The organism is Homoserinibacter sp. GY 40078 (assembly GCF_008017545.1).
In the GTDB taxonomy this organism is placed as follows: domain Bacteria; phylum Actinomycetota; class Actinomycetes; order Actinomycetales; family Microbacteriaceae; genus Homoserinibacter.
Window position 1 is genome coordinate 737,302 of record NZ_VRTZ01000001.1, and the last position, 23,438, is coordinate 760,739.

Consider the following 23,438-nt stretch of genomic DNA (forward strand, 5'->3'; position numbering starts at 1 on the left):
CCGCTACTGTTCAGTCTGTGAGGATCTCTCCGGGTGCTGCAGTAGCAGGCGTCGCGGTGGGTTCTGCGCTCGCACAGGCAACGGCAGTGACCTGGTGGTGGCTGACCGCGGGTCCCTGGTATTTCGCGTACGACTACATCGTCATCGGATTCGAGCCGCCCGTCGCGCTCGTGACGGTGGCGGTCCTCCTGCTCGGGGGGTTCTTCGGCTTGGTCCCCGCGCTCGTGTTCGTGCCGGTCATGCGCCGGTGGACATCAGCGCAGCGCATCCCGGCTGTACTTGCTGTGCTGGTGCTCGCTCTGCTCGTCAGCTGCACACCGCTCGCGCTCCTGCACGACCTGCCTGATGCGCGTACGTCCGTGCTGACCGTGCTCGGCGGAGCGCTGCTGGCCTTCCTCGTCGGAGCGCCGGCGACCATCGTGGTCGACCGTCGCGCCTCGGCCGAGGCCGCCGCCATCGCCGCCGCGTTCCGGGAGCCCTAGGCGCGTAGGCGCGGGCCGCTCGATGCGCGCACCACGACGGATGCCGGGAGCAGTTCGTCGGGAGCGGGCGCTTCGCCGCGCAGCAGGGCGCGCATCCGGTCCCACGCGTCCGCTCCGAGTCGTTCGTGGGGCACAGCCGCGGTCGTGAGCGCGGGCGCGGTGTACCGGGCGAAGGGCACGTCGTCGAAGCCCGTGACAGACACGTCGTCGGGAACTCGCACCCCCAACGCGCTGAGGCCGTCGATCAGCCCGATCGCGACGAGGTCGTTGAAGGCGAGTACTGCGGTGGCCCCGGTCTGCCGCACGTTGTCCGCCGCTCGGCGTCCGTCGTCGGTGGTGGCCCCACCCGGCAGCTCGTGGATGCTGACGCCCGGGTTGCTCTCGCGCACGCGGTCGAGGCCGCGACGGCGGTGGCGATCGGAGACGGATGCCTCGGGCCCCGCGACGTAGGCGAGGTGCTCGTGGCCGAGGCCGATGAGGTGCTCGGCGAGCTGGGCGATGCCGCCCGCGTAGTCGATCCCGACCGAGGGAACGCCCGCCCGCTCGCGGTTGACGAGCACGAGCGGTGACAGCTCGGCGTCGAGCGCCGCGAGCCGGTCGTCGGGCATGCGTGGCGCGCACAGCACCAGGGCGTCGCAGCGGTGGCGCACTTCGGAGGCGAGGTCGGGCTCGTCGCCGGGCGACTCGGTCGAGTCGGCGACGAGTACCCGGTAGCCGTCGCTCGCGGCCGCGCGGGTGAGGCCCGCGAGCACCGCCTGGAACGCGGGATTCCCGAGGTCGGGGACGACGAGTGCGATGGCGCCGGTGCGTCCGAGGGCGAGACTGCGGGCGAGGTGGCTGGGGCGGTAGCCGAGGGCCGTCGCCGAGGCGCGCACCCGATCCGCGACGGATTCCTCGCCGGCGAAGCGCCCGTTCATCACCCGGGACACGGTCGCGGGCGAGACCTCCGCGTGCTCGGCGACGTCCGCGATGGTGGGGAACCCGGCTCGGCGGAAAGCGTGCGTCACAGCGCCACCCTAGCCGCCGCCGGTTTGACCTGGGCCGCGGCGGGCGGGCATACTTGCCGCGTCGAGAAAGCGCTTTCTCGCCAGGAGGAAGGGAAGACCCGTGGTCGATGGCGGACCCGTCCGCACCCTCGTGACCGGGGGAGCGGGTCGACTGGGGCGCAGCGTCGTGGCGGTGCTCGCCGCATCCGGACGCCACGTCTTCTCGGTCGACCGCACCACGTCGGAGGGCCTCCCCGCGCGGCAGATCGTGGCCGATCTGCTCGACGCCGACACCCGCCGACGGGTGTTCGACGACGTACGCCCGGACGAGGTCGTGCACCTCGCCGCGATCCCCGCACCGCGCATGGCGCCTGAGGACGAGACCTACCTCGTCAACACGACGCTCGCCCTGGGTGTTGTGGAGGAGTCGCTCCGCACCGGCGTCCGCGCGCTGCTCGTCGCTTCGAGCCCCACGGTGATCGGATACGGATCGCCCAGCGGATGGGCGCCTGCCTACCTCCCGATCGACGAGGACCACCCGGTCGCCCCGTGGAACGCATACGCGCTCTCGAAGGTGGCCGTCGAGGAGCTCATGCGGATGGTGGCCCGGCGAGACGGCGACCGCATCCGCGTCGGTTCGTTCCGCCCCTCGTACGTGGTCGCTCCGGAGGAGTGGCTCGGCGCGCCCACCCAGCAGGGGCACACGATCCGCGAACGCCTCGCGCAGCCCGAGCTCGCTGTGGGGTCGTTCTTCAACTACCTCGACGCGCGGGATGCGGGCGACTTCGTGGTGGCCTGGCTCGATGCCCCCGACTCGACACCCAACGGCGAGGTGTTCTTCGTCGCCGCGCCGGATCCGCTCGTCACCGGGTCGGTGCACGAGGCCATCGCCCGCGCTCTCCCGGCGGCCGCGCCCGCGGCGTCGTCGATCGGCGACACGGGTCCCCTGTTCTCGACCGAGCGGGCCGCACGGCTGCTCGGTTGGCACGCGCGCCGTACCTGGCGCACCGAACTCCCCGAGGAGGGTGCGGATGACTGAGCTGAGCTTCCCCGACGGGGTGCTGTTCTTCCCGGTGACGGCGTTCGACGCGGACGGCCGCGTGAACCGCGATGTGACGGCGGGCCACATCGCCGAGCGCGTCGAGCAGGGGCCGGGCGGCGTCTTCGCCGCGTGCGGCACGGGTGAGTTCCACGCCCTCGCCGCCGATGAGCACGCCGAGGTCGTACGCGCCGCGGTCGAGGCGACGGCCGGCCGGGTGCCGGTGATCGCCGGAGCGGGTGGGCCGCTCGGGCATGCCATCGCGTGCGTCCGTGCAGCAGAGCAGGCGGGAGCCGACGGCATCCTGCTGCTCCCGCCGTACCTCGTGGAGGGACCGACCGCAGGAGTCGTCGCCTACATCGAGGCGGTGCTCGCAGCAACCCGGCTGCCCGTGATCCTCTATCACCGGGGTGCCGGTCGCCTCACCACCGCAGCGGTCGAGCGGCTGCTCGCGAACCCGCGCGTCGCGGGCATCAAGGACGGCGTGGGCGACATCGCCCTCGCGCAGCAGTTCGTGCGCGTCGCTGCCGGCCTCGACCGCACCACGCTGTTCTTCAACGGCTTGCTGACCGCAGAGGCCAGCCAGGCGGCATACCGCGCGATCGGGGTGCCGCTGTACTCGTCCGCGGTCTTCGCGATGGCACCCGAGATCGCGACCACGTTCTACCGGGCGTCGATCGGCGACGATCTCGACACCCAGCACCGCCTGCTCGACGGGTTCTACCGGCCACTCGTGGCGCTGCGCGACGAGACTCCGGGCTTCGCCGTGTCGCTCATCAAGGCAGGGCTCCGGCTCGGCGGCGACCACGTCGGCTCGGTGCGTCCGCCGCTCGTCGACCCGAGCACCGCGCAACTCGACCGCCTCGCCGCGATCCTGGATGCCGGGCGGGCGCTCGTCGCCGCATGACCGCACCCGTCGTCGAGAGCATCCGGGTCGGCCGGGTGGCGATTCCCCTGACGCGGCCCTGGGGCGCCGACGTGCAGACGGTCACGGTGCTGCCCGTCGAGGTGGGCTGCTCGGATGGCGTCGTCGGCCACGGCTTCAGCTGGACTCCCACGATCGGTGCGGGCGCCGTCCGCGCGATGCTCGAGGAGGACCTCACCGCGTGGTGGACCGGCCGCCCGGCCGACCCCGCCGGATGGCACGCCGCCTGGGCGCACCTGCACGAGGCGGGCGGGGGAGGGGTCACGACGATCGCGCTCGCCGGCATCGACCTCGCCCTGTGGGACGCGGAGGCCCGGCGCCGGGGCCGCGGGCTTCCGGAGCTCCTGGGGCGCCACCACGATCGGCTGCCCGTGTACGGCAGCGGCGTGAACCTGCACTATCCGATCGACGACCTCGTGGCGCAGGCGCGCCGCTGGATCGATGCCGGACATCGGGCCGTGAAGGTGAAGGTCGGCAAGCCCGACCCCCGCGAGGACCTCGACCGGATGCGCGCCGTCCGCGAGACGATCGGCCCCGATGTCGCGCTCATGATCGACGCGAACCAGCGGTGGGATCTCGCGCAGGCCGAGGGCGCCCTCGGGCTCCTCGCCGAGGTGCGACCCGCGTGGATCGAGGAGCCGCTGCGCGCCGATGACCTCGCCGCGCACCGAGAGCTGCGGGCGCGGATCGACATCTCTCTCGCGGTCGGCGAGAACCTGCACACGATCCACCGCTTCCGCGAGGCGATCGACGCGGGCGCCGACATCGTGCAGCCGAACGTGATCCGCGTGGGCGGGATCACCCCGTTCCTCGAGATCGCCCGGCTCGCGCGGCAGAGCGAGGTGCGCCTTGCTCCGCATCTGCTTCCCGAGCTCTCGGCGCAGCTCGCCTTCGCCGACGAAGATGAGTGGTGGGTGGAGGATGTCGAGGACGCGCGTTTCGCGGAGCTCGACGTGCTCGCCGAGGATCCGCGGCTGACGTTCGCGGACGGCTGGGTGTCCGGCGGGCCCGAGGTCGGGCTCGGTATCCGATTCCGGGAGGAGAGCGATCGATGAACGATGTGCAGGAGCTCGTGACGAGGGCAGATGAGGTGGCGCCGGAGTTCGCGGCCACGAGCGCAGCCGAGCGCCGGGCGCTGCTGCGCGGAATCGCCGACGTGATGGATGCGGGCGCCGACGAGCTGGTCACGATCGCGGGCGAGGAGACGGCGCTGCCCGAGGCGCGCCTGCGCGGCGAGCTGGCTCGCACGACCTGGCAGTTGCGCAAGTTCGGCGACGCCGTCGTGGAGGGCTCCTACCTTGAGGCGGTCGTCGACCACGCCGATCCGTCGGACGTGCCGCCGCGCCCCGATCTTCGCCGGATGCTGCGCCCGCTCGGCCCTGTCGCCATGTTCGCGGCGTCGAATTTCCCGTTCGCGTTCTCTGTCGCGGGCGGCGATACGGCGTCCGCGCTCGCCGCGGGGTGCCCGGTGATCGTGAAGGCGCACTCGGGACATCCGCGGCTCTCGCGGCGCACGGCCGAGCTCGTGTCGGCTGCTGTCGAGGCGGCGGGTCTGCCCGCCGGGGTGTTCGGACTCGTGGAGGGCTTCGAGCAGGGGCTCGCCCTCGTCGATGCGGAGCCGATCGAGGCGGTGTCGTTCACTGGATCGGTCGCCGGGGGCCGAGCGCTGCTCGACCGCTGCACCGCCAGGCCCCGGCCGATTCCGTTCTTCGGCGAGCTCGGGAGCCTCAACCCGGTGGTCGTGACCGCCGCCGCCGACGCGGCCCGCGGCGACGAGCTCGCCGCGGGACTCGCGGGCTCGTTCCAGTTGGGGGCGGGCCAGTTCTGCACCAAGCCGGGGCTCGTGCTGGTGCCTCAAGGGTCGCGCCTGATCCAGGAGCTGCCCGCGCAGGTCGCCGAGGAGGAGCCGACGATGCTCACGGAGCGGATCGCGGAGGGCTTCGCGACCGGACGCGCAGCCGCCACCGCGGTCGATGGCGTCGAGGTGCTCGCAGGCGGCGGTGGCGCGACCGCTCCGACCCTGCTCGCGACCGACGCATCCGTGCTGCTCGCGAACGCCGAGGTGCTTCTCGAGGAGGTGTTCGGGCCGCTGACGCTGCTCGTGCGCTACGCCGACGCGGCGGAACGGGAGAGCGTGCTGGCCGAGCTTCCCGGTAGCCTCACCGCGACGCTCCACGCGGAAGACTCCGACGACATCGACGGCCTCGTCGACCGCCTGGGCCGACTTGCCGGCCGGGTGCTCTTCGCGGGGTGGCCGACGGGCGTCGCCGTGTCATGGGCGCAGCACCACGGGGGACCGTGGCCCGCCACGAACACCCAGCACACCTCCGTCGGCATGACGTCGATCAGGCGCTTCCTGCGGCCGGTCGCCTACCAGGACGCCCCCGAGCGCGCGCTGCCGCCCGAGTTGCGCGACGACAACCCGCTCGGCATCCCGCGTCGGGTCGACGGGCGGCTCGTCCCGGGCGCCTGACCCCGGCTCGCCGCTAGCGCTGCGTCGTCGCCTCGACGATCGCGATCTCCCGCGTGGCCGTGTCGCGATCCGCGGGGGTCGGGCGGTCGAGGCGCAGCGGCCACGCGCGTCCGCGATCCCAGCGCAGGCGCACCTCGCGTGTGCGCACGTAGAAGACCCCGGCGATGCCGGCGGCGAGGAGCCCGGATGCGGCTCCGACCGCGATCGCCCACCGCGGCCCCGCGGCATCCGCGACGGCACCGACGAGAGGCGCGCCGATCGGGGTTCCGCCGAGGAAGATCCCCAGGTACAGCGCCATGACCCGGCCGCGCATGGAGGGCGAGGTCGTCGTCTGCACGTAGGCGTTCGCTGTGTTCATCATGGTGATCCCCGCGAACCCGACGAGGGTGAGCAGCACGCCGAAGCTCAGCTGCTCGGGCGCGAGGGCCGCGGCGGCGAGCGAGAGCCCGAACCCGGCGGAGGCGAGGGTGAGCGTGCGCAGACGGGGTCGATCCCGCCGCGCCGCGAGCAGCGCTCCCGCGACCGATCCGACGGCGAGCGCCGACGAGAGCCAGCCGAATTCCTCGGGCCCCTCACCGAACTCGACCCGCGCCATCGTGGCTGTGTAGATGGGGAAGTTGTATCCGAGGGTGCCCGTGAGGAACACCATCGTGAAGACCAGCAGGATGTCGGGTCGACGGCGCACGTACCGGAACCCGGCGCGTAGCTGACCCGGCCCGCGCGCCTTGCGGGTGAAGGGGGTGAGGTCGGAGGTGTGGAGCGCGGCGAGGGCCGCGAGCATCGCGACGAAGGTGCCCGCGTTGATGATGAACACCCAGCCCGAGCCCACGGCGGCGACGAGGATGCCCGCGACGGCAGGGCCGATCAGGCGCGCGCCGTTGAAGGATGCCGCGTTCAGGGCGACGGCGTTCGCGAGGAGGCGGCCGTCGACGAGCTCGCCCACGAACGCCTGACGCGCGGGGGCATCGAACGCGGCGGTGACGCCGAGTCCGAGGGCGAATCCGAACACCATCCACAACTCGGCCACGCCGAGCAAGGTCACGAGGCCGAGCCCGAGCGCGAGCAGCAGCATGACGCCCTGTGTAACGGCGAGCACGCGCCGCCGGTCGAAGCGGTCTGCCACCCACCCGGTCACCGGGAGCAGGACGAGCTGCGGCCCGAACTGCAGAGCCATCACGACGCCGACGGCGATGGCATCCTCGTCGGTCAGCTCGACGAGCACGAGCCAGTCCTGCGCGATCCGCTGCATCCAGGTGCCGATGTTCGACACGAACGCGCCCGCGAACCACAGCCGATAGTTCCGTGTCGCGAAGGAACGGAACGTCTGACTCATCCCCTCCATCATGCTCCTCCCGCAGGCGCGGCCGCTCGCGCTACGCTCTCACCGGCGAGGAGGCCTCATGAACGACATCACGCGAGTGGATCGGACGTTCGTCGACACGTACGGCGTCACCATCCACTTCCATGTCTGGTCGGGGCCCGAACCGCGCGCTGCGGTGCAGATCGTCCACGGGATCGGGGAGTACGCCCTCCGGTACGACGCGTTCGCGCGCGAGCTCGCCTCGGCCGGATACGTCGTGTACGCCGCCGATCTGCGCGGCCACGGCGCGACCGGGCTCGGCCAGTACGGCGGCGACCACTCCCGCCTCGGGCGCCTGGGTCCTGGGGGGCTGCATGCCGCGATCGCGGCTGTGCTGCAGTTCACGCGCATGATCCACGACGAGACCCCCGGGCTCCCGTTCGCGCTCTTCGGGCACAGCATGGGGTCGCTCTTCGCGCAGAAGCTCATCGACGCGGATGCGGCGCCCTACGACGCCGTGATCCTGTCGGGCACCGCGTACCGGACCGTGCGTCACATGAACGGCGGCGACCTGAATGCCCGGCACCGCCACCTCGGAACGACCGGTCACGAGTGGCTCTCGCGCGACCCGGAGGTGCAGAAGGCCTTCGCCGCCGATCCGCTGACCTTCGACGCGACGGTGCTGAAACTCTGGGGCCTCGCCGACACGCTCCGGCTGCTCGGCACCCCGCGGCGGCTCAACCGCGACGTGCCGATGCTCATCATGATCGGCGAGGAGGATCCGCTCGGCGGCCCGAAGAGCGTCGAGCTCCTCGCGAACGCGTATCGGACTCGCGGCGGTCTCAGTGACGTCACCGTCACCGTCTATCCGGAGGCCCGGCACGAGACGCTGAACGAGCTGAATCGCGCCGAGGTCTACGCCGACGTCATCCGCTGGCTCGACGCCCGGCTGGATGGTCACCGCTGAACTTAGGTCGGCCTAAGTCGCCGCGGCTAGGCTGGCGGGGTGCATGGCGAGTTCAAGGTGCCGGGCGGCAAGCTCGTCGTGGTCGATCTGGATGTCGTCGACGGGCGCCTCGCCGAGGTGCGGCTGTCGGGTGACTTCTTCCTCGAACCCGACGACGCGCTGCCGCTGATCGATCGGGCCCTCACGGGGCTCCCCGCGGATGTCGACGCGAAGTCCATCGCCGCTGCGGTGCAGTCCGCGCTCCCCGAGGGGGCCGTGATGCTCGGCTTCTCACCGGAGGCGGTGGCCACGGCGGTGCGCCGGTCGCTGCACCGCGCGACCACGTGGAGCGACTACGACTGGCAGCTCGTGCATCCGGGTCCGCTCTCACCGCTCACCCACCTGGCCCTCGACCAGGTGCTCGCGGAGGAGGTCGGCGCGGGCCGCCGTGCCCCCACCCTGCGCATCTGGGAGTGGAACGAGCCCGCCGTTGTGATCGGCAGCTTCCAGTCGGTGAAGAACGAAGTCGACCCCGAGGCTGCGGCCCGTTTCGGGTTCCCGGTCGTCCGGCGCATCTCGGGCGGCGGCGCGATGTTCATGGACGCCGGCGCGATCATCACCTACTCCCTCTACGCTCCTGTCGACCTCGTGCAGGGCATGAGCTTCGCCGACAGCTACGCCTACCTCGACGACTGGGTGCTCGTGGCGCTGCGTTCGCTCGGCATCGAGGCCACCTACCAGCCGCTCAACGACATCGCGAGTCCGGCCGGCAAAATCGGCGGGGCCGCGCAGAAGCGCCTCGCCGACGGCGCGGTGCTGCACCACGTGACCATGTCGTACGACCTCGACGCCGAGAAGATGGTGCAGGTGCTCCGGATCGGGCGCGAGAAGCTCTCGGACAAGGGCACCAAGTCGGCGCAGAAGCGGGTGGATCCGCTGCGCAGCCAGACGGGTCTGCCACGCGCAGAGATCATCGACCGGATGGTCGACACCTTCCGTTCGCTGCACGGGCTGACCGACGGGGAGATCACCCCCGAGGAGTACGCCCGCGCCGAGCAGCTGGTCGCCGAGAAGTTCGGCACCGACGAGTGGTTGTACCGGGTTCCGTGAGCCGCATCGCCCAGCTCGCACGGCGCCGCGCGATTCTCGGCGTCGTGCTCGCCGTCCTCCTCGTGGTGGCGGTGCTGACGTCGGCGGTCGTCGGGCAATTCGCGGTGAGCCCCGCCGAGGTGGTCGGATCGCTGCTGCGCGCGGTCGGCATCCCGACTTCCTGGGCCCCGGACGACCCCACGACCGAGGCGGCGCTCTGGGTGATCCGGTTCCCGCGGATCGTCATGGCGCTCGCCGTGGGTACCGCGCTCGCCGTCGCGGGCGCGGTGATGCAGGCCGTGTTCGGCAACCCGCTCGCGGAGCCGGGGGTCGTGGGTGTGTCGGCGGGCGCCGCGCTCGGCGCCGCGTTCGCGATCGTCACGGGCCTGCTCGCCTACGGGGAGTGGACCATCGCGGTGCTCGCGTTCGCGGGCGGACTCGGCGCGACGCTGCTCGTCTACGGGGTCTCGCGCGCGAACGGCCGCACCGAGGTCGTGACGCTGCTGCTCACCGGTATCGCCGTGAACGCGTTCGGCGGTGCGGGCCTCGCGTTCCTGCTGTTCGTGGCCGGGTCGTCGAGCCGCGAGCAGATCGTGTTCTGGCAGCTGGGATCGCTCAGCGGCTCGCTCTGGCGCGAGGCCCTGCTCGTGCTCGTCATCGCGGTCGCCGGCACGATCGCTGCGGTGGCCCTGGCGAGGCGCTACGACATCCTCGCGCTCGGCGAGCGCAACGCCCGCCACCTCGGGATCGACGTGGAACGGCTGCGGCTCTGGTCGATCGTGCTCGTGGCACTTCTCACGGGCGCGGCCGTCGCCTTCGTGGGGATCATCGCCTTCGTGGGCCTCGTCGTGCCGCACCTCATGCGCATGATCATCGGACCCGCCCACCGTTCGCTGCTCATCTCGAGCGCCGTCGGGGGCGCGCTGCTCATCGTCGTCGCCGACCTGCTCGCGCGCACGGTCGTCGCCGGGGCCGAGCTGCCGATCGGCCTGCTCACCTCGCTCGTCGGCGGGCCCTTCTTCTTCGCCCTGCTGTGGCGGCAGCGCCGAGCTTCGGGAGGATGGGCGTGAGCGGCATCCGGGCAGAGGGCGTCTCGATCGAGCTGGGCGGCCGACGGGTGGTCGACGACGTGCACCTCGAGGTGCCGCCGGGCGAGTTGCTCGCGCTCGTCGGACCGAACGGGGCCGGCAAGTCGACGCTCCTCACCGCCCTCTCGGGCGAGAAAGTGCCCGCCACCGGCAGCGTCCTGCTCGACGGTCGCGCCATCGGTTCGTTCGACGCTCTGGAGCTCGCCCGCACGCGCTCGGTGCTCACGCAGGACAACGCCGTGAGCTTCCCATTCCGGGTGATCGAGGTGGTCGAGATGGGCCGGAGCCCCTGGGCACGCACCCCCGGACGCGAAGGCGACGCCGACGCGATCACGCGTGCCCTCGCCCGCACCGACGTGGAGCATCTCGTGGAGCGCCGCTTCACCGAGCTCTCGGGCGGCGAACGTGCTCGGGTCTCGCTCGCGCGCGTCCTCGCGCAAGAGACGGCCATCGTGCTGCTCGACGAGCCGACCGCCGCCCTCGACCTGCGTCACCAGGAGGACGTGCTGCGGATCGCGCGCGAGCTCGCCGCTGCCGGGCGCGCCGTGGTGGTCGTGCTGCACGACCTCTCGCTCGCGGGGGCCTACGCCGACCGAATCGCCCTCCTCGAGCAGGGGCGCATCCGGGCCCTCGGTGCGCCGGTCGAGGTGCTCACGCAGGAGCTCGTGGCGGAGGTCTACGGGCTCGACGTCGAGGTGCTCGTGCGCGATGGCCGTCCGCTCGTGATCCCCCGTCGGGCCACCGCGTAGCCTGTACGCCATGCCGTGGTACGTCTGGGTCGGGATCGGCGTCCTCCTGGTCGCCGGGGTCGTCGTCGCCCAGGTGCTCGGCTGGATCGAACTGCGCGGCGTCGACCGGGGCCGCGGTTCCGGCGCGGGGGCGTTGGGATTCGTCGACGAGGTGTTCCACCCCACGAAGCACGAGGCGCAGCAGGAGCTCGTGCAGCAGACGGAGCTTCCGGCACCGGCACCCGCGCCGGGTGACGGCCCGCTCGACCTCGAGGATGGTCGGGTGCGCATCGACCTCCGCCGGGAGACATGACCTCGGCTCGGCGCACCGCCCTCGGCCTCCTGGTATCCGGGGCGATCGGTGTCGGCGCGGCACTCGTCGGCCTGCTGCCCTGGCTCGTCACGGGTGCGCGGCGTCCGCTGCAGAACCTGTGGGGCGCCGAGACCCTGCCCGCGCTCATGCCGATCACGCTGCTCCCGTTCAGCCAGTACGCGGTGACGTCGCTGATCGCGCTGCTCGTGGTGGGAGGCGTGGTCTCGGGAATCGCGAGCCGGGCACTGCGGTCGCGGATGCCGCCCGGATCCGCCCCCGCGACCGCCGCGGGCTATCTGCTCGTGCAGCTCGTCGCGATCGTGCAGACGAGCGTGGTCGTGGGCGCGGGGCTCCAGGATCGCACCGAGTCGACCGTCTACCTCCTCGCGTGCATCGCGGTCGCAGGTTTCGGCCTCGTGGTGGGATTCGTCGCCTTCGTGCTCATCGCTCGCGCACCCGTCGCTGGGGCGGTTCCCGCGCTCGCGGCCGGAGCGCTCGCGTTCGGATCCTGGGTGTCGGCCCTCGCGATCGCTCGCGATGAATGGGTGTTGTCGTCGTCTGCACTGTGGGACGTCGTGCGGTGGGGACCCGCCGTGCTCGTGGGCGCGGCGATCGCGTGGGGTGGCATCCGCACGGCAGGCCGCGCGATCGCGGCCGCCGTGGCGATCCTGATGCTCTGGATCGTGCCCGCCGTCGCGACGGCCGTCTCGTCATCCGTCGGGTCCCGTGCGCTGCTGCACTATCCGCTCGAGATGCTCGACTACGGCGCGGGGGTCTTCCGTAGTGCCGTGCTCATGCCTCAGCTCGTGCTTCCGCCGGTGGGGGTCGCGCTCGTGGTCGCGGCCATCGGGATCGCCGTGCGCGAGCTGGTCGCGCGTCGTCCCGGCTGATTCGAGCCGTCGAAGGGGCTCTCGCCGGGACTTCGTGAGGACTCCGTGAGCATCCGCGCGGATGCCGTATGGATTCCGTGAGGACCGCCATCGCGGCGCTGTCACAGGAGTTGCATCGTGGTGCGCCCGCCGGGCGTGCGGTGATCGTCCTGATCGCCGCAGCACTTCGGAACGGAACTCTCGTGCTCGACATCGTCTACGTCGTGGGCATCATCGCCCTCTTCGCGGTCGTCGCCCTCATCGGACGGGCGGTGGAGCGGCTGTGATCGTCATCGAGCTCCTCGCCGCAGCGCTCGGGGTCGCGGCGATCATCTACCTCGTGGTGGCGCTCATCGCGCCGGAGAGGTTCTGATGGACGCCCTCATCGCGGTGGCCGTCCTGGCAACCATCGCACTCGTGATCGGCGTGCTGCAGCGACCGCTCGGCGACTACATCGCCTGGGTCGTGACGTCGCCACGCGACCTCCGCGTCGAGCGAGGCGTGTATCGGCTGATCGGGGTCGATCCCGCCTCCGGGCAGACCTGGCGCGCGTACCTGCGCGGGGTCCTGCTGTTCTCGGTCGCCGGTGTGCTGCTCGTCTACCTCCTCCAGCGCACCCAGCAGTGGCTGCCGTACGCCCTCGGGCTGCCAGCGGTGCCCGAGGGCCTCGCCTTCAACACGGCCGTCTCCTTCGTCACGAACACGAACTGGCAGTCGTACTCGCCCGAGGTCACCGTCGGCTACACGGTGCAGCTCGCGGGCCTCGTCGTGCAGAACTTCCTCTCGGCCGCCGTCGGCATCGCCGTCGCGGTGGCGCTCGTCCGCGGGTTCGCCGCGCGCCGGTCGGCGACGATCGGCAACTTCTGGGTCGATCTCGTGCGGATCCTCGGACGCCTGCTTCTCCCGGGGGCGCTCCTCGCTGCGCTCCTGCTGCTCCTCGGCGGTGTCGTGCAGAACTTCACGGGCTTCACGGAGGTGACAGGCGTCGCGGGCGATCCGGCGACGATCCCGGGCGGTCCGGTCGCGTCCCAGGAGGCGATCAAGCTGCTCGGCACCAACGGCGGCGGCTTCTTCAATGCGAACTCCGCCCATCCGTTCGAGAACCCGACACCGTGGACGAGCCTCGCCGAGATCATCCTGCTGCTGGCGATCCCGTTCTCGCTGCCGCGCGCGTTCGGTCGGATCGTGGGCGACACCCGTCAGGGCACCGCGATCCTCGCCGCGATGGCGACCCTCTTCCTCGTGTGCACCTCGGCGCTCGTCGCGTTCGAGCTCGCGGGCCAGGGCACGGCACCGGAACTCGCGGGCGGTGCGCTCGAGGGCAAGGAGCAGCGCTTCGGCGTGGTCCTCTCGGCGATCTTCGGCTCGTCGACGACCCTCACCTCCACGGGCGCCGTCAATGCGATGCACGATTCGTTCACCGCACTCGGGGGCATGGTCACGATGCTCAACATGATGCTCGGCGAGCTCGCGCCCGGCGGCGTCGGCTCGGGGCTCTACGGCATGCTCGTCGTCGCGGTGATCGCCGTGTTCGTGGCCGGGCTGCTGGTGGGCCGCACCCCCGAGTACCTCGGCAAGAAGATCGGCCCGCGGGAGGTCAAGCTCGCGAGCCTGTACATCCTCGTGACGCCGGTGCTCGTGCTCGTCGGCACCGCTCTCAGCTTCGCGCTGCCGGGCGTCCGCGACGATGTCGCGTCGACCTCGGTCTGGAATCCGGGAGCCCACGGCATGTCCGAGGTGCTCTACGCCTTCACATCCGCGGCGAACAACAACGGCTCCGCCTTCGCGGGACTGACCGCGAACACCCCGTGGCTGAACACGGCTCTCGGTGTCGCGATGCTGCTCGGGCGCTTCGTGCCGATCGTGCTCGTCCTCGCGCTCGCGGGTTCGCTCGCCCGTCAGGATGTCGTGCCCGCCACCGCGGGGACGCTCCCCACCCACCGGCCGATGTTCGTCGGGCTCCTCGTCGGCGTCGTCGTCATCGTCGCGGCTCTCACCTTCTTCCCCGTTCTCGCGCTGGGTTCCCTGGCGGAAGGGCTCTGATCCCCATGTCCTCACTCGTCTCATCCGCTCGTCCGTCCCGCACGGGCGGTGACCGGCCGCGCACCGCGCTCGGCCTCTCACAACTGCTCGCGGCGCTCCCTGGGGCGGTTCGCAAGCTCGACCCGCGCACCCAGTGGCGCAATCCGGTCATGTTCCTGGTGTGGGTGGGTGCGGCACTGACGACCCTCATCGCGGTCGCCGAGCCGTTCTTGGGCGGCCCCGCGGACTCCGGCGGCACCGCCGTGCCGGGTCCCTTCACCGCGGTCATCGCGGGCTGGCTGTGGCTGACCGTGCTGTTCGCGAACCTCGCGGAGTCGGTGGCCGAGGGGCGCGGGAAGGCGCAGGCGGATTCGCTGCGAGCGACCCGCACGTCGACCATCGCCCACATCCTCGACGGATACGACGCGGAGTCCGATCCGGCCGGCACGGCAGCCGGATCCCGCGATGCCGCGTCATCGGATCTCACGCTCGGCGACATCGTCGAGGTGTCGGCGGGTGAGCTCATCCCCGGCGACGGAGACATCGTGTGGGGCATCGCCTCGGTCGACGAGTCCGCCATCACCGGCGAGTCCGCCCCGGTCGTGCGGGAGTCCGGAGGTGACCGCAGTGCCGTCACGGGCGGTACGCGGGTGCTCTCCGATCGGATCGTGGTGCGCATCACCTCGAAGCCGGGCGAGACCTTCGTCGATCGGATGATCGCGCTCGTCGAGGGGGCGTCGCGGCAGAAGACGCCCAACGAGATCGCTCTCGGCATCCTGCTCGCGAGCCTGTCGATCGTGTTCGTCGTCGTCGCGCTCACGCTCAACCCGATCGCCTCGTTCGCCGCCAGCCCGGTGAGCATCGCCGTGCTCGTCGCACTGCTGGTCTGCCTCATCCCCACGACGATCGGCGCCCTGCTCTCGGCGATCGGCATCGCGGGTATGGATCGCCTCGTGCAGCGCAACGTGCTGGCGATGTCGGGCCGCGCGGTGGAGGCGGCGGGCGACGTGACGACGCTCCTGCTCGACAAGACCGGGACGATCACCTACGGCAACCGTCGCGCGACGGCGTTCATCCCCGTGGGGCGGATCACCGAACCGCAGCTCACGGAGGCGGCGGCCGCGTCCTCGCTCGCCGACCCGACCCCCGAGGGCAGCTCGATCGTCGAGCTCGCCCGCAGCCGCGGCATCGAGCCGGACGAGGGCCAGGCGCGGGAGGTCGTCCCGTTCACCGCGCAGACCCGGATGTCGGGGGTCGACCTGCCGGACGGCACGCGCATCCGCAAGGGTGCCGGATCGGCGGTGCTCGCGTGGCTCGACCAGGAGGGGGTCCGACTTGCGGCGGAGGTCTCCGCGGAGGTCGAGGGGCACACGGATCGGATCGCGGCGGGCGGCGGCACGCCCCTCGTGGTCGCGCGTGTCACGGCCCCGGGCTCCGGCGATGTTCTCGGCGTCGTGCAGCTGACGGATGTCGTGAAGGAGGGGCTCGTCGAGAGGTTCGCCGAGCTGCGGGCGATGGGCATCCGCACCGTGATGGTCACCGGCGACAACCCGCGCACGGCGGCCGCGATCGCGCGTGAGGCGGGAGTCGATGACGTGCTGGCGGAGGCGACCCCGGAGGACAAGCTCGCGCTCATCCGCCGCGAGCAGGAGGGCGGCAACCTCGTCGCGATGACCGGCGACGGCACCAACGACGCCCCCGCGCTCGCCCAGGCGGATGTCGGGGTCGCCATGAACTCCGGCACGTCGGCGGCCAAGGAGGCCGGCAACATGGTCGACCTCGACTCCGACCCGACGAAGCTCATCGACATCGTGCGGATCGGCAAGCAGCTGCTCATCACGCGTGGCGCGCTCACGACCTTCTCCATCGCGAACGACATCGCGAAGTACTTCGCGATCATCCCAGCGATGTTCATGGGGGTCTATCCCGGTCTCGCGACGCTCAACGTCATGGGTCTGCATTCGCCGTCGTCGGCCGTGCTGTCCGCGGTGATCTTCAACGCGATCGTCATCGTCGTGCTCATCCCGCTCGCGCTGCGCGGCGTGCGTTACCGCGCGGGCGGAGCCTCGAGCATCCTCGGCCGCAACTTGCTCGTCTACGGACTCGGCGGCGTCGTCACCCCCTTCATCGGGATCTGGCTCATCGACCTCGTCGTGCGCCTCATCCCCGGCTTCTGAGATCTCGGAGAGAACCATGAACACCTCCATCCGCACGACGGGACGCTCCCTCGGGACGGCCGTGCGCACGCTCCTGCTCGCGACGATCGTGCTGGGCGTCGGCTACACGCTCGTCGTCACCTCGCTCGGGCAGTTGCTGATGCCGGCCCAGGCGGCCGGGTCGCTCGTCCGCGACGAGGAGGGCGTCGTCGTCGGCTCGTCGCTCATCGGCCAGAGCTACCTCGACGCCGACGGGCAGCCGGCGCCTCAGTACTTCCAGCCGCGCCCGTCGGCCGCGGGGGAGGGCTACGACGGCGGCGCCTCGTCGGGCTCGAACCTGGGCCCTGAGAACCCGGACCTCATCGCCGCGATCGCCGAGCGTCGTGCGCAGATCGCGGCGTTCGAGGGTGTCGACCCGGAGCTGGTTCCCGCCGACGCGCTCACCGCGTCGGCCTCGGGTCTCGATCCGCACATCAGCCCGGCGTGCGCCGAGCTCCAGGTGGCTCGGGTCGCGCGCGAGCGAGGGATCGGCGAGGACGAGGTGCGGGAGCTCGTGGCCCGCTTCACCGTCGGCCGTGACCTCGGCTACCTCGGGGAGCCGCGTGTGAACGTGCTAGAACTCAACCAGGCGCTGGACGAGCGGGAAGGCTGACTCTCATGGCCGCACGGGGACGACTCCGGGTGCTCCTCGGGGCCGCACCCGGTGTCGGCAAGACGTTCGCGATGCTCGAAGAGGGGCGGCGTCTCGCGGCGGAGGGTCGGGACGTCGTCGTCGCCCTCGTCGAGACGCACGGGCGCTCCGGCACCGCCGCGATGACCGCCGGGTTCGAGATCGTGCCGCGGGCATCGCTCGTGCACCGCGGCGTGGAGCTCGCCGAGCTCGACATCGACCGGGTGCTCGCCCGGCATCCGCAGGTCGCGCTCGTGGACGAGCTCGCGCACACCAACGCGCCGGGGTCGCGCAACGAGAAGCGCTGGCAGGACGTCACCGAGCTCCTCGACGCCGGGATCGACGTCATCTCCACCGTCAACATCCAGCACATCGAGTCGCTCAACGATGTCGTCGAGCGGATCACGGGAGTGCCGCAGCGCGAGACCATCCCCGACGAGGTGCTGCGCTCGGCGGACCAGGTGGAGGTCGTCGATCTCACTCCGCAGGCGCTCCGCGACCGGCTCTCGGGCGGACTCGTGTATCCGGCGGAACGGATCGACGCGGCGCTGTCGAACTACTTCCGGCTCGGCAACCTGACGGCGCTGCGGGAGCTGGCGCTGCTGTGGCTCGCCGACGAGGTCGACCAGGCGTTGCAGGACTACCGCGACGAGCACGGCATCGAGAGCACCTGGGAGGCGCGCGAGCGGGTCGTCGTGACCCTCACCGGGGGCGCGGAGGGCGAGACGCTGCTGCGCCGCGGGGCCCGCATCGCCGCGCGTTCGGCAGGCGGCGAGCTGCTCGCGGTGCACGTCACCTCGCAGGACGGCCTGCGCGTGGTCGACCCGGAGGCCCTCGCCCGCCAGCGCTCGCTCGTGGAGCAGCTCGGCGGCAGCTACCACCAGGTGGTCGGCGAGGATGTGCCCACGGCGCTCGTCGAATTCGCCCGCTCGGTGAACGCGACCCAGCTGGTGATCGGGGTCAGCAGGCGCGGGCGGGTGCAGGCGGCGCTCACCGGTCCCGGCATCGGCGCGACTCTCGTGCGCCTCGCGGGCAACATCGATGTGCACATCGTCAACCACGCCGCGGCCGGCGGCCGGATGGTGCTACCGCGGGTGGGCGGATCGCTCACCTGGCGCCGCCGCATCGCGGGCTTCGCGATCGCGACCGTCGGCGGCCCGCTCCTCACCTGGCTGCTCGTGAGCGGGCGCAACGAGGAGACGCTGACGAGCGACGTGCTCAGCTATCAGCTCCTCGTGGTGCTCGTCGCGCTCGTGGGCGGGATCTGGCCGGCGCTGTTCGCCGCGGTGATGTCGGGGCTCACCCTCGACTTCTTCTTCGTCGAGCCGTTCTACACGATCACCGTCGCCGAGCCGCTGCACCTGCTCGCCCTCATCCTGTACGTCGTGATCGCGGTCCTCGTGAGCGTCGTGGTGGACAGCGCAGCGCGCACCGCCCGTGCGGCGCGGCGAGCGGCGACCGAGTCGGAGCTCATCCAGACCGTCGCGGGCAGCGTCCTGCGGGGACAGGGGGCCGTGCAGGCGCTCGTCGACCGCACGCGCGAGGCGTTCGGGCTCGCCGGGGTGCGTCTCCTCGTCGGCTCGGAGCTGGTCGCCGCGTCGGGTGAGCCGCTCCCGGATGGGCGCTTCGCCCGCTTCCCGGTCGGTGCGCGTGGCGAACTGGAACTGCACGGCCCCGACCTGGCCGCCTCCGAGCGGCGCCTGCTGGGCGTGCTCACCGCTCAGCTGGCTGCGGCGCTGGAACACCGCGACCTCGCGGAGGCGGCGGAGGGGATCGAGCCGCTCGCCGCATCCGACCGCGTGCGTAGCGCCCTGCTGTCGGCGCTGAGCCACGATGTCCGTCGGCCCTTGGCAGCGGCGGCAGCGGCGGTCGGCGGGCTGCGCACAGCAGGCGCGAGTCTCAGCGACGCGGACCGCGAGGAGCTCCTCGAGACCGCCGATGAGAGCCTCGGAACCCTCGCCCAGCTCCTCACCGACCTCCTCGACGTCAGCCGCCTGCAGGCGGGGGTGCTCGGCGTCTCGACGAGCCCCGTCGATCCGGCGGATGTGATCGTTCCCGCGCTCGACGAGCTCGATCTCGGCCCCGATCGTGTGGAGGTCGATCTCGACACCCAGCTGCCTCCGGTGCTCGCCGATCCGGTGCTTCTGCAGCGCGTGGTCGTTAACCTGCTGGCCAACGCGACGCGCCACGCCCCCGACGGCACGCGGGTTCGCGTCTCCACGAGCGGCCTGGCGGATCGCATCGAGATCCGGGTCGTCGATCACGGCCCTGGCATCCCCGCCGACCGTCGCGACGACGTCTTCGTCCCCTTCCAGCGACTCGGCGACACCGACAACTCCGCGGGCCTCGGACTCGGGCTCGCGCTCGCCAAGGGATTCGCGGAGGGCATGAACGGCACGCTCATTCCCGAGGACACCCCGGGCGGCGGTCTCACGATGGTGGTCTCGCTGCCGGTCGCCGGAGGGCGGCAGGAGGTCGAGGGCAGATGAGGATCCTCATCGCCGACGACGACCCGCAGATCCTGCGGGCCCTGCGCATCACGCTCGCGGCGAAAGGCTATGACGTCGTGACCGCGTCGGACGGACCGGCCGCGATCAGCGCCGCGGTCGACCACCGCCCCGACCTCGTGATGCTGGACCTCGGCATGCCGCACCTCGACGGCGTTCAAGTGATCGAGGCCATTCGCGGATGGTCGGCAGCGCCGATCCTCGTCGTCTCGGGCCGCACGGGCGCGGCCGACAAGGTCGAGGCACTCGACGCGGGAGCGGACGACTACGTCACGAAGCCGTTCGCGATCGACGAGCTGCTCGCGCGCATCCGGGCGCTCACTCGCCGGGTGCCGCGCGAAGCGGAGGATCCGGTGGTGCGCTTCGGTGACGTCACCGTGGATCTCGCCGCGCGTACCGTGCTCCGCGAGCGCGACGAGCGCAGCGAGAGCGTGCGACTGACGCCCACCGAGTGGCAGGTGCTCGAGCTGCTGATCCGCAATCCCGGGCGTCTCGTCACGCGTCAGACCCTCCTGTCGAGTATCTGGGGAACCTCGCACGTGACCGACACCGGGTATCTGCGCCTCTACATGTCGCAGCTGCGCAAGAAGCTCGAGCCGCATCCCGGGGAGCCGCGCTTCCTGCTGACCGAGGCGGGGATGGGCTACCGGCTGCAGCTGCCGGACTGATCGGGCTCTCTAGGCCACCTCATAGGAAAGGCCAAGTCGCCTTCCGGGCGCGCTCGTGATCCTGGGCTCCACACGATGGAAGGAGCCGATCATGGCACGTGTACCCGAACCGGAGATGACCCCGGAAGGCCCCGCCTACGAGGGCCGACTGCTCGACCGGGCGGACGAGGAGGTCGTCGATCAGGGCGCATCCTTCGACATCCGCACCCTGCTGACCCGGCGCAACGTGCTGGGGCTCGGCATCCTCGGCGTGGGCGCGGCGACGCTCGTCGCATGCGCCCCCACCTCCGACTCAAGCACGTCGAGCAGCTCCAGCGGTTCGACCAGCAGCGGTTCGACCGGCACGACGGATGCGTCGGGTCTGCCCTCGGGCGAGATCCCGGACGAGACGGCAGGCCCCTACCCCGGCGACGGATCGAACGGTCCGGATGTGCTGGAGCAGTCCGGCATCGTGCGCAGCGACATCCGCTCGAGCATCGACGGCGGTGCGACTGCGGAGGGCGTGCCGCTCGAGTTCAGCCTCACGATCACCGACATGGCGAATGACGACGCGCCCTTCGAGGGGGTGGCCGTCTACGCGTGGCACTGCGACGCGCAGGGCCGCTACTCCATGTACTCGGAGGGCGTCGAGGATGAAACGTACCTGCGCGGGGTGCAGGTGGCGGACGAGAACGGCGTGGTCACCTTCACGTCGATCTTCCCCGCCTGTTACACGGGTCGCTGGCCGCACATCCATTTCGAGGTCTACCCCGACCTCGATTCGATCAGCGACTCCACGAACGCCATCGCCACCTCGCAGATCGCGATGCCGGAGGACGTCTGCAACACGGTGTATGCGCTGTCGGCATACGACGGATCCAGCAGCAACCTTTCGCAGGTGAGCCTCGATACCGACAATGTGTTCGGCGAGGACGGCGGAGCCCTCCAGCTGGCGACCGTCTCGGGTGATGTCGACTCCGGCTACACCGCCTCGCTCGTCGCCCGCGTCGACACCACGACCACCCCCTCGAGCGGCGACGCGCCGTCCGGCGGCGGCCAGGGCGGCGGGCAGGGCGACACCCCGCCCGGTGACGCCCCGAGCCGCTGATTCACGGAAAGGAAGATCATCATGTTCCAGAACCTCACGGGCTGGCACGCCCTCATCGTGCTCGCCGTCATCCTCCTCGTGTTCGGGGCGGCGAAGCTGCCCGCTCTCGCGCGGAGCGTCGGGGAGTCGGTGCGGATCCTGCGCAGCGAGTCGGCGTCGTCCGACCCGCAGGCGGCAGAGCCCGCGTCGGCTGCACCGACCGAGCCTGCCGCGGCTGACGCGCGGGTCGCATCGACGCCCGCATCCGACGCCGCATCCGACCGCGAGGTCGTGACCCGATGACCGGGCGCACCGCGCCGACCGCACGGATGCCGCTCGCGCAGCACCTGCGGGAGGCGCGCGTGCGCGCGGTCCGCGCCGCGGCGGCGCTCCTCGTGGGCGCCGTCGCCGGCTACCTGCTCTCGGACGCGATCTTCGACGTCCTGCGCGAGCCGATCGAGCAGCTCGCCGCCTCGCGCGACGCGAGCCTCAACTTCGACACTGTCACCTCGGCGTTCGACCTGCGCCTGCGGGTCGCACTCGTCGCCGGCATCGTGCTGTCGAGCCCGGTGTGGCTGTACGAGATTCTCGCGTTCCTGTCGCCGGGCCTCACGCGCCGCGAACGCCGCTTCACGCTCGGCTTCGTCGCGGCCGCCGTCCCGCTCTTCGCGGCCGGATGCGCGATGGGGCTCGCGATCTTCCCCCACATGGTCGAGCTGCTGGCGGGGTTCGCATCCGACGACGACTCGACGGTGCTCCAGGCCTCGACCTACATCGACTTCGTGCTGAAGGTGGTACTGGCCACTGGCATCGCGTTCGTGCTTCCGGTCTTCGTGGTGGTGCTGAACCTGCTCGGGGTGCTGTCGGCGCGAACCATCCTGCGCGGATGGCGGCTCGCGCTCGTCGGGATCGTGCTGTTCAGCGCACTCGTCACGCCCGCCGCGGACGTCTTCTCGATGTTCCTCGTCGCCGTGCCGATGGCGCTGCTGTACCTCGCGGCCGTGCTCGTCGTGCTCGTGCGCGAGCGGCGGATGCGTCGCCGCGCGCCCGAGGAGCAGGAACTCGCCGCGCCCGAACTCGCCACCCCCACGACCCCTGCCGCCTGAGAGGAGACGGACATGTTCGGACTCTCGATCGAGAAGCTCGTGATCGTGATGGTCGTCGCAGCGTTCATCCTCGGCCCCGAGCGGATTCCGGAGTACACGCGGAGGTTGGCCGAGCTCGTGCGTGCCGTGCGGCAGACCCTCGACACCGCCCGGACGCGCGCCGAGACCGAGATGGGGGTGTCGGCCGCCGACTGGGAGGCGCTCGACCCGCGGCGCTACGACCCGCGTCGCATCGTGCGCGAGGCGCTCGCGGGGGAGTCGGCGGGTGTTGCCGAAGGCGCGACCACGGTGACTGCCGAGCCCGAGGAACGTCCGGATGTCGCGGATCCAGAGCGCGCGGAAACGGCGGAGCCCGATGGCGCCGAGCCCATGGAATCCGCGGCGCCTGCACCGCCCCCGCGGTACGTCATCACCGGATCCTCCGGCCATCCGCGCCGGGTGCTCGTGCAGCCCGATCCGGAGTGACGGTCAGCGCTCGTTCTGCTCGAGCTCGCGCTGCAGGTCGCGCAGGTCGTCGCCCACGTCGGCCATCGCGATCCGGCGCTCGCTCGGCGACATCCGCTTGCCGCGGGTAGCGCGGCGCACGTCGGCCGCGGCTGCAGCGATCTCGTCGAGTGCGTTGGTGCGTGCCTCCACGATGATCGCCATCACCTGGTCGTCCGATCTCGCGATCTGGCGCAGCTGCTCCGCCTGAGCGCGCAGCACCTTGCGGCGCAGGGCGAGCGGGCGGGCGTCCTTCGCGCGGTAATCGGCCACGTGCTGTGCCTTGCCGCGCTTGCGATTCGTCGCGGCCGCCGTGCGCTCGAGGCGGTCGGCATCCGCTTCGAGCTGGAGCGCGAGCGACTCGAACTCGAGGCGCGTCGCCTCTGCGTACCAGTCGGCGTCGAAATCCGCGCCGTCGCGCAAAGCGCGCACGATGATGAGGTTCTTCACGTCCTGCCGGACCGCGGCGACAGCGACGAGCATCGCATCCGAAAGGATGTCGGCGAAGCGGGTTCGGCGGGG

At 71.5% G+C, this 23,438-nt stretch carries 25 protein-coding genes; 22 read left to right on the top strand and 3 right to left on the bottom strand.

Features of this window, described 5'->3' with window-relative positions; genetic code table 11:
* Positions 1-17 precede the first annotated feature (17 nt).
* A complete protein-coding gene (locus tag FVQ89_RS03560) occupies positions 18-482 on the top strand; it encodes a hypothetical protein (protein WP_147900528.1) in 465 nt (154 codons plus the stop codon).
* Here the strand turns inward: FVQ89_RS03560 and FVQ89_RS03565 are convergent.
* Positions 479-1,489: a LacI family DNA-binding transcriptional regulator gene (locus FVQ89_RS03565; protein WP_255513400.1), complete on the bottom strand. Its 1,011-nt coding sequence runs from the start codon at positions 1,487-1,489 to the stop codon at positions 479-481. The two genes, FVQ89_RS03560 and FVQ89_RS03565, sit on opposite strands and share 4 nt — an antisense overlap.
* 100 nt (positions 1,490-1,589) lie before the next feature.
* On the opposite strand from FVQ89_RS03565, the gene FVQ89_RS03570 reads away from it, so the two are divergent.
* From FVQ89_RS03570 to FVQ89_RS03585, 4 genes are read left to right on the top strand one after another with little or no spacing between them, the layout of a single operon-like run.
* Entirely contained in the window at positions 1,590-2,507 is a 918-nt protein-coding gene (locus FVQ89_RS03570; RefSeq protein ID WP_147900529.1) for an NAD(P)-dependent oxidoreductase, read from the top strand.
* A complete protein-coding gene (locus tag FVQ89_RS03575; RefSeq protein WP_370454443.1) occupies positions 2,500-3,414 on the top strand; it encodes a 5-dehydro-4-deoxyglucarate dehydratase in 915 nt (304 codons plus the stop codon). The genes FVQ89_RS03570 and FVQ89_RS03575 overlap by 8 nt, the downstream gene beginning before the upstream one ends.
* On the top strand, positions 3,411-4,487 hold the full coding sequence (locus FVQ89_RS03580; protein WP_147900530.1) for a mandelate racemase/muconate lactonizing enzyme family protein: 1,077 nt from the start codon (positions 3,411-3,413) through the stop codon (positions 4,485-4,487). The genes FVQ89_RS03575 and FVQ89_RS03580 overlap by 4 nt, the downstream gene beginning before the upstream one ends.
* Positions 4,484-5,905 carry an aldehyde dehydrogenase (NADP(+)) gene (locus tag FVQ89_RS03585; RefSeq protein ID WP_147900531.1) on the top strand — a complete coding sequence of 474 codons (1,422 nt, stop codon included), beginning with the start codon at positions 4,484-4,486 and terminating at the stop codon, positions 5,903-5,905. The genes FVQ89_RS03580 and FVQ89_RS03585 overlap by 4 nt, the downstream gene beginning before the upstream one ends.
* Before the next feature lie 13 nt (positions 5,906-5,918).
* On the opposite strand, the gene FVQ89_RS03590 is transcribed toward FVQ89_RS03585, so the two are convergent.
* A complete protein-coding gene (locus FVQ89_RS03590; RefSeq protein ID WP_147900532.1) occupies positions 5,919-7,238 on the bottom strand; it encodes an MFS transporter in 1,320 nt (439 codons plus the stop codon).
* Positions 7,239-7,305: 67 nt separating this feature from the next.
* Between FVQ89_RS03590 and FVQ89_RS03595 the strand changes: the two genes are divergently transcribed.
* The 17 genes from FVQ89_RS03595 to FVQ89_RS03675 all read left to right on the top strand — a co-directional run bounded on the left by FVQ89_RS03595 (position 7,306) and on the right by FVQ89_RS03675 (position 22,898).
* Positions 7,306-8,172: an alpha/beta fold hydrolase gene (locus FVQ89_RS03595; RefSeq protein ID WP_147900533.1), complete on the top strand. Its 867-nt coding sequence runs from the start codon at positions 7,306-7,308 to the stop codon at positions 8,170-8,172.
* Between the two features lie 39 nt (positions 8,173-8,211).
* On the top strand, positions 8,212-9,261 hold the full coding sequence (locus FVQ89_RS03600) for a biotin/lipoate A/B protein ligase family protein (protein WP_147900534.1): 1,050 nt from the start codon (positions 8,212-8,214) through the stop codon (positions 9,259-9,261).
* Positions 9,258-10,310 carry an iron ABC transporter permease gene (locus FVQ89_RS03605; RefSeq protein ID WP_147900535.1) on the top strand — a complete coding sequence of 351 codons (1,053 nt, stop codon included), beginning with the start codon at positions 9,258-9,260 and terminating at the stop codon, positions 10,308-10,310. The genes FVQ89_RS03600 and FVQ89_RS03605 overlap by 4 nt, the downstream gene beginning before the upstream one ends.
* Positions 10,301-11,077 carry a heme ABC transporter ATP-binding protein gene (locus tag FVQ89_RS03610; protein WP_147900536.1) on the top strand — a complete coding sequence of 259 codons (777 nt, stop codon included), beginning with the start codon at positions 10,301-10,303 and terminating at the stop codon, positions 11,075-11,077. The genes FVQ89_RS03605 and FVQ89_RS03610 overlap by 10 nt, the downstream gene beginning before the upstream one ends.
* A 10-nt stretch (positions 11,078-11,087) precedes the next feature.
* Positions 11,088-11,369 carry a hypothetical protein gene (locus FVQ89_RS03615; RefSeq protein WP_147900537.1) on the top strand — a complete coding sequence of 94 codons (282 nt, stop codon included), beginning with the start codon at positions 11,088-11,090 and terminating at the stop codon, positions 11,367-11,369.
* On the top strand, positions 11,366-12,259 hold the full coding sequence (locus tag FVQ89_RS03620) for a hypothetical protein (RefSeq protein WP_147900538.1): 894 nt from the start codon (positions 11,366-11,368) through the stop codon (positions 12,257-12,259). The genes FVQ89_RS03615 and FVQ89_RS03620 overlap by 4 nt, the downstream gene beginning before the upstream one ends.
* Before the next feature lie 77 nt (positions 12,260-12,336).
* Positions 12,337-12,525 (top strand): hypothetical protein, encoded by a 189-nt coding sequence (locus FVQ89_RS03625; protein WP_147900539.1) that lies wholly within the window; start codon positions 12,337-12,339, stop codon positions 12,523-12,525.
* Entirely contained in the window at positions 12,522-12,611 is a 90-nt protein-coding gene (locus FVQ89_RS03630; RefSeq protein WP_147900540.1) for a potassium-transporting ATPase subunit F, read from the top strand. The genes FVQ89_RS03625 and FVQ89_RS03630 overlap by 4 nt, the downstream gene beginning before the upstream one ends.
* Complete coding sequence (gene kdpA, locus FVQ89_RS03635; protein ID WP_147900541.1) at positions 12,611-14,281, top strand: potassium-transporting ATPase subunit KdpA; 1,671 nt, start codon at positions 12,611-12,613, stop codon at positions 14,279-14,281. Before FVQ89_RS03630 ends, kdpA begins: the two co-directional genes overlap by 1 nt.
* 5 nt (positions 14,282-14,286) lie before the next feature.
* Positions 14,287-16,437, top strand: a complete 2,151-nt coding sequence (gene kdpB, locus FVQ89_RS03640; protein WP_147900542.1) for a potassium-transporting ATPase subunit KdpB — start codon at positions 14,287-14,289, stop codon at positions 16,435-16,437.
* A gap of 16 nt (positions 16,438-16,453) precedes the next feature.
* Positions 16,454-17,068 (top strand): potassium-transporting ATPase subunit KdpC, encoded by a 615-nt coding sequence (gene kdpC / locus FVQ89_RS03645; protein WP_147900543.1) that lies wholly within the window; start codon positions 16,454-16,456, stop codon positions 17,066-17,068.
* Between the two features lie 5 nt (positions 17,069-17,073).
* Positions 17,074-19,575 carry a DUF4118 domain-containing protein gene (locus FVQ89_RS03650; RefSeq protein ID WP_147900544.1) on the top strand — a complete coding sequence of 834 codons (2,502 nt, stop codon included), beginning with the start codon at positions 17,074-17,076 and terminating at the stop codon, positions 19,573-19,575.
* A complete protein-coding gene (locus FVQ89_RS03655; protein ID WP_147900545.1) occupies positions 19,572-20,261 on the top strand; it encodes a response regulator in 690 nt (229 codons plus the stop codon). Before FVQ89_RS03650 ends, FVQ89_RS03655 begins: the two co-directional genes overlap by 4 nt.
* 91 nt (positions 20,262-20,352) lie before the next feature.
* On the top strand, positions 20,353-21,348 hold the full coding sequence (locus FVQ89_RS03660) for an intradiol ring-cleavage dioxygenase (protein WP_147900546.1): 996 nt from the start codon (positions 20,353-20,355) through the stop codon (positions 21,346-21,348).
* Between the two features lie 21 nt (positions 21,349-21,369).
* A complete protein-coding gene (locus FVQ89_RS03665; RefSeq protein ID WP_147900547.1) occupies positions 21,370-21,630 on the top strand; it encodes a twin-arginine translocase TatA/TatE family subunit in 261 nt (86 codons plus the stop codon).
* Positions 21,627-22,433 (top strand): twin-arginine translocase subunit TatC, encoded by an 807-nt coding sequence (gene tatC, locus FVQ89_RS03670; RefSeq protein WP_255513401.1) that lies wholly within the window; start codon positions 21,627-21,629, stop codon positions 22,431-22,433. The genes FVQ89_RS03665 and tatC overlap by 4 nt, the downstream gene beginning before the upstream one ends.
* A gap of 12 nt (positions 22,434-22,445) precedes the next feature.
* Positions 22,446-22,898: a twin-arginine translocase TatA/TatE family subunit gene (locus FVQ89_RS03675; protein WP_147900548.1), complete on the top strand. Its 453-nt coding sequence runs from the start codon at positions 22,446-22,448 to the stop codon at positions 22,896-22,898.
* A 3-nt stretch (positions 22,899-22,901) separates the two neighbouring features.
* On the opposite strand, the gene FVQ89_RS03680 is transcribed toward FVQ89_RS03675, so the two are convergent.
* Positions 22,902-23,399, bottom strand: coding sequence for a hypothetical protein (locus FVQ89_RS03680; RefSeq protein WP_147900549.1), 498 nt, complete (start codon positions 23,397-23,399; stop codon positions 22,902-22,904).
* Positions 23,400-23,438: the final 39 nt, after the last annotated feature.

Coding starts and splice junctions, on each gene's coding strand:
- FVQ89_RS03575 (WP_370454443.1), top strand. CDS start 2,500: ATGACTGAGCTGAGCTTCCCCGACGGGGTGCTGTTCTTCCCGGTGACG.
- FVQ89_RS03580 (WP_147900530.1), top strand. CDS start 3,411: ATGACCGCACCCGTCGTCGAGAGCATCCGGGTCGGCCGGGTGGCGATT.
- FVQ89_RS03585 (WP_147900531.1), top strand. CDS start 4,484: ATGAACGATGTGCAGGAGCTCGTGACGAGGGCAGATGAGGTGGCGCCG.
- FVQ89_RS03590 (WP_147900532.1), bottom strand. CDS start 7,238: ATGAGTCAGACGTTCCGTTCCTTCGCGACACGGAACTATCGGCTGTGG.
- FVQ89_RS03595 (WP_147900533.1), top strand. CDS start 7,306: ATGAACGACATCACGCGAGTGGATCGGACGTTCGTCGACACGTACGGC.
- FVQ89_RS03610 (WP_147900536.1), top strand. CDS start 10,301: ATGGGCGTGAGCGGCATCCGGGCAGAGGGCGTCTCGATCGAGCTGGGC.
- FVQ89_RS03615 (WP_147900537.1), top strand. CDS start 11,088: ATGCCGTGGTACGTCTGGGTCGGGATCGGCGTCCTCCTGGTCGCCGGG.
- FVQ89_RS03620 (WP_147900538.1), top strand. CDS start 11,366: ATGACCTCGGCTCGGCGCACCGCCCTCGGCCTCCTGGTATCCGGGGCG.
- kdpA (WP_147900541.1), top strand. CDS start 12,611: ATGGACGCCCTCATCGCGGTGGCCGTCCTGGCAACCATCGCACTCGTG.
- kdpB (WP_147900542.1), top strand. CDS start 14,287: ATGTCCTCACTCGTCTCATCCGCTCGTCCGTCCCGCACGGGCGGTGAC.
- kdpC (WP_147900543.1), top strand. CDS start 16,454: ATGAACACCTCCATCCGCACGACGGGACGCTCCCTCGGGACGGCCGTG.
- FVQ89_RS03650 (WP_147900544.1), top strand. CDS start 17,074: ATGGCCGCACGGGGACGACTCCGGGTGCTCCTCGGGGCCGCACCCGGT.
- FVQ89_RS03655 (WP_147900545.1), top strand. CDS start 19,572: ATGAGGATCCTCATCGCCGACGACGACCCGCAGATCCTGCGGGCCCTG.
- FVQ89_RS03660 (WP_147900546.1), top strand. CDS start 20,353: ATGGCACGTGTACCCGAACCGGAGATGACCCCGGAAGGCCCCGCCTAC.
- FVQ89_RS03665 (WP_147900547.1), top strand. CDS start 21,370: ATGTTCCAGAACCTCACGGGCTGGCACGCCCTCATCGTGCTCGCCGTC.
- tatC (WP_255513401.1), top strand. CDS start 21,627: ATGACCGGGCGCACCGCGCCGACCGCACGGATGCCGCTCGCGCAGCAC.
- FVQ89_RS03675 (WP_147900548.1), top strand. CDS start 22,446: ATGTTCGGACTCTCGATCGAGAAGCTCGTGATCGTGATGGTCGTCGCA.
- FVQ89_RS03680 (WP_147900549.1), bottom strand. CDS start 23,399: ATGCTCGTCGCTGTCGCCGCGGTCCGGCAGGACGTGAAGAACCTCATC.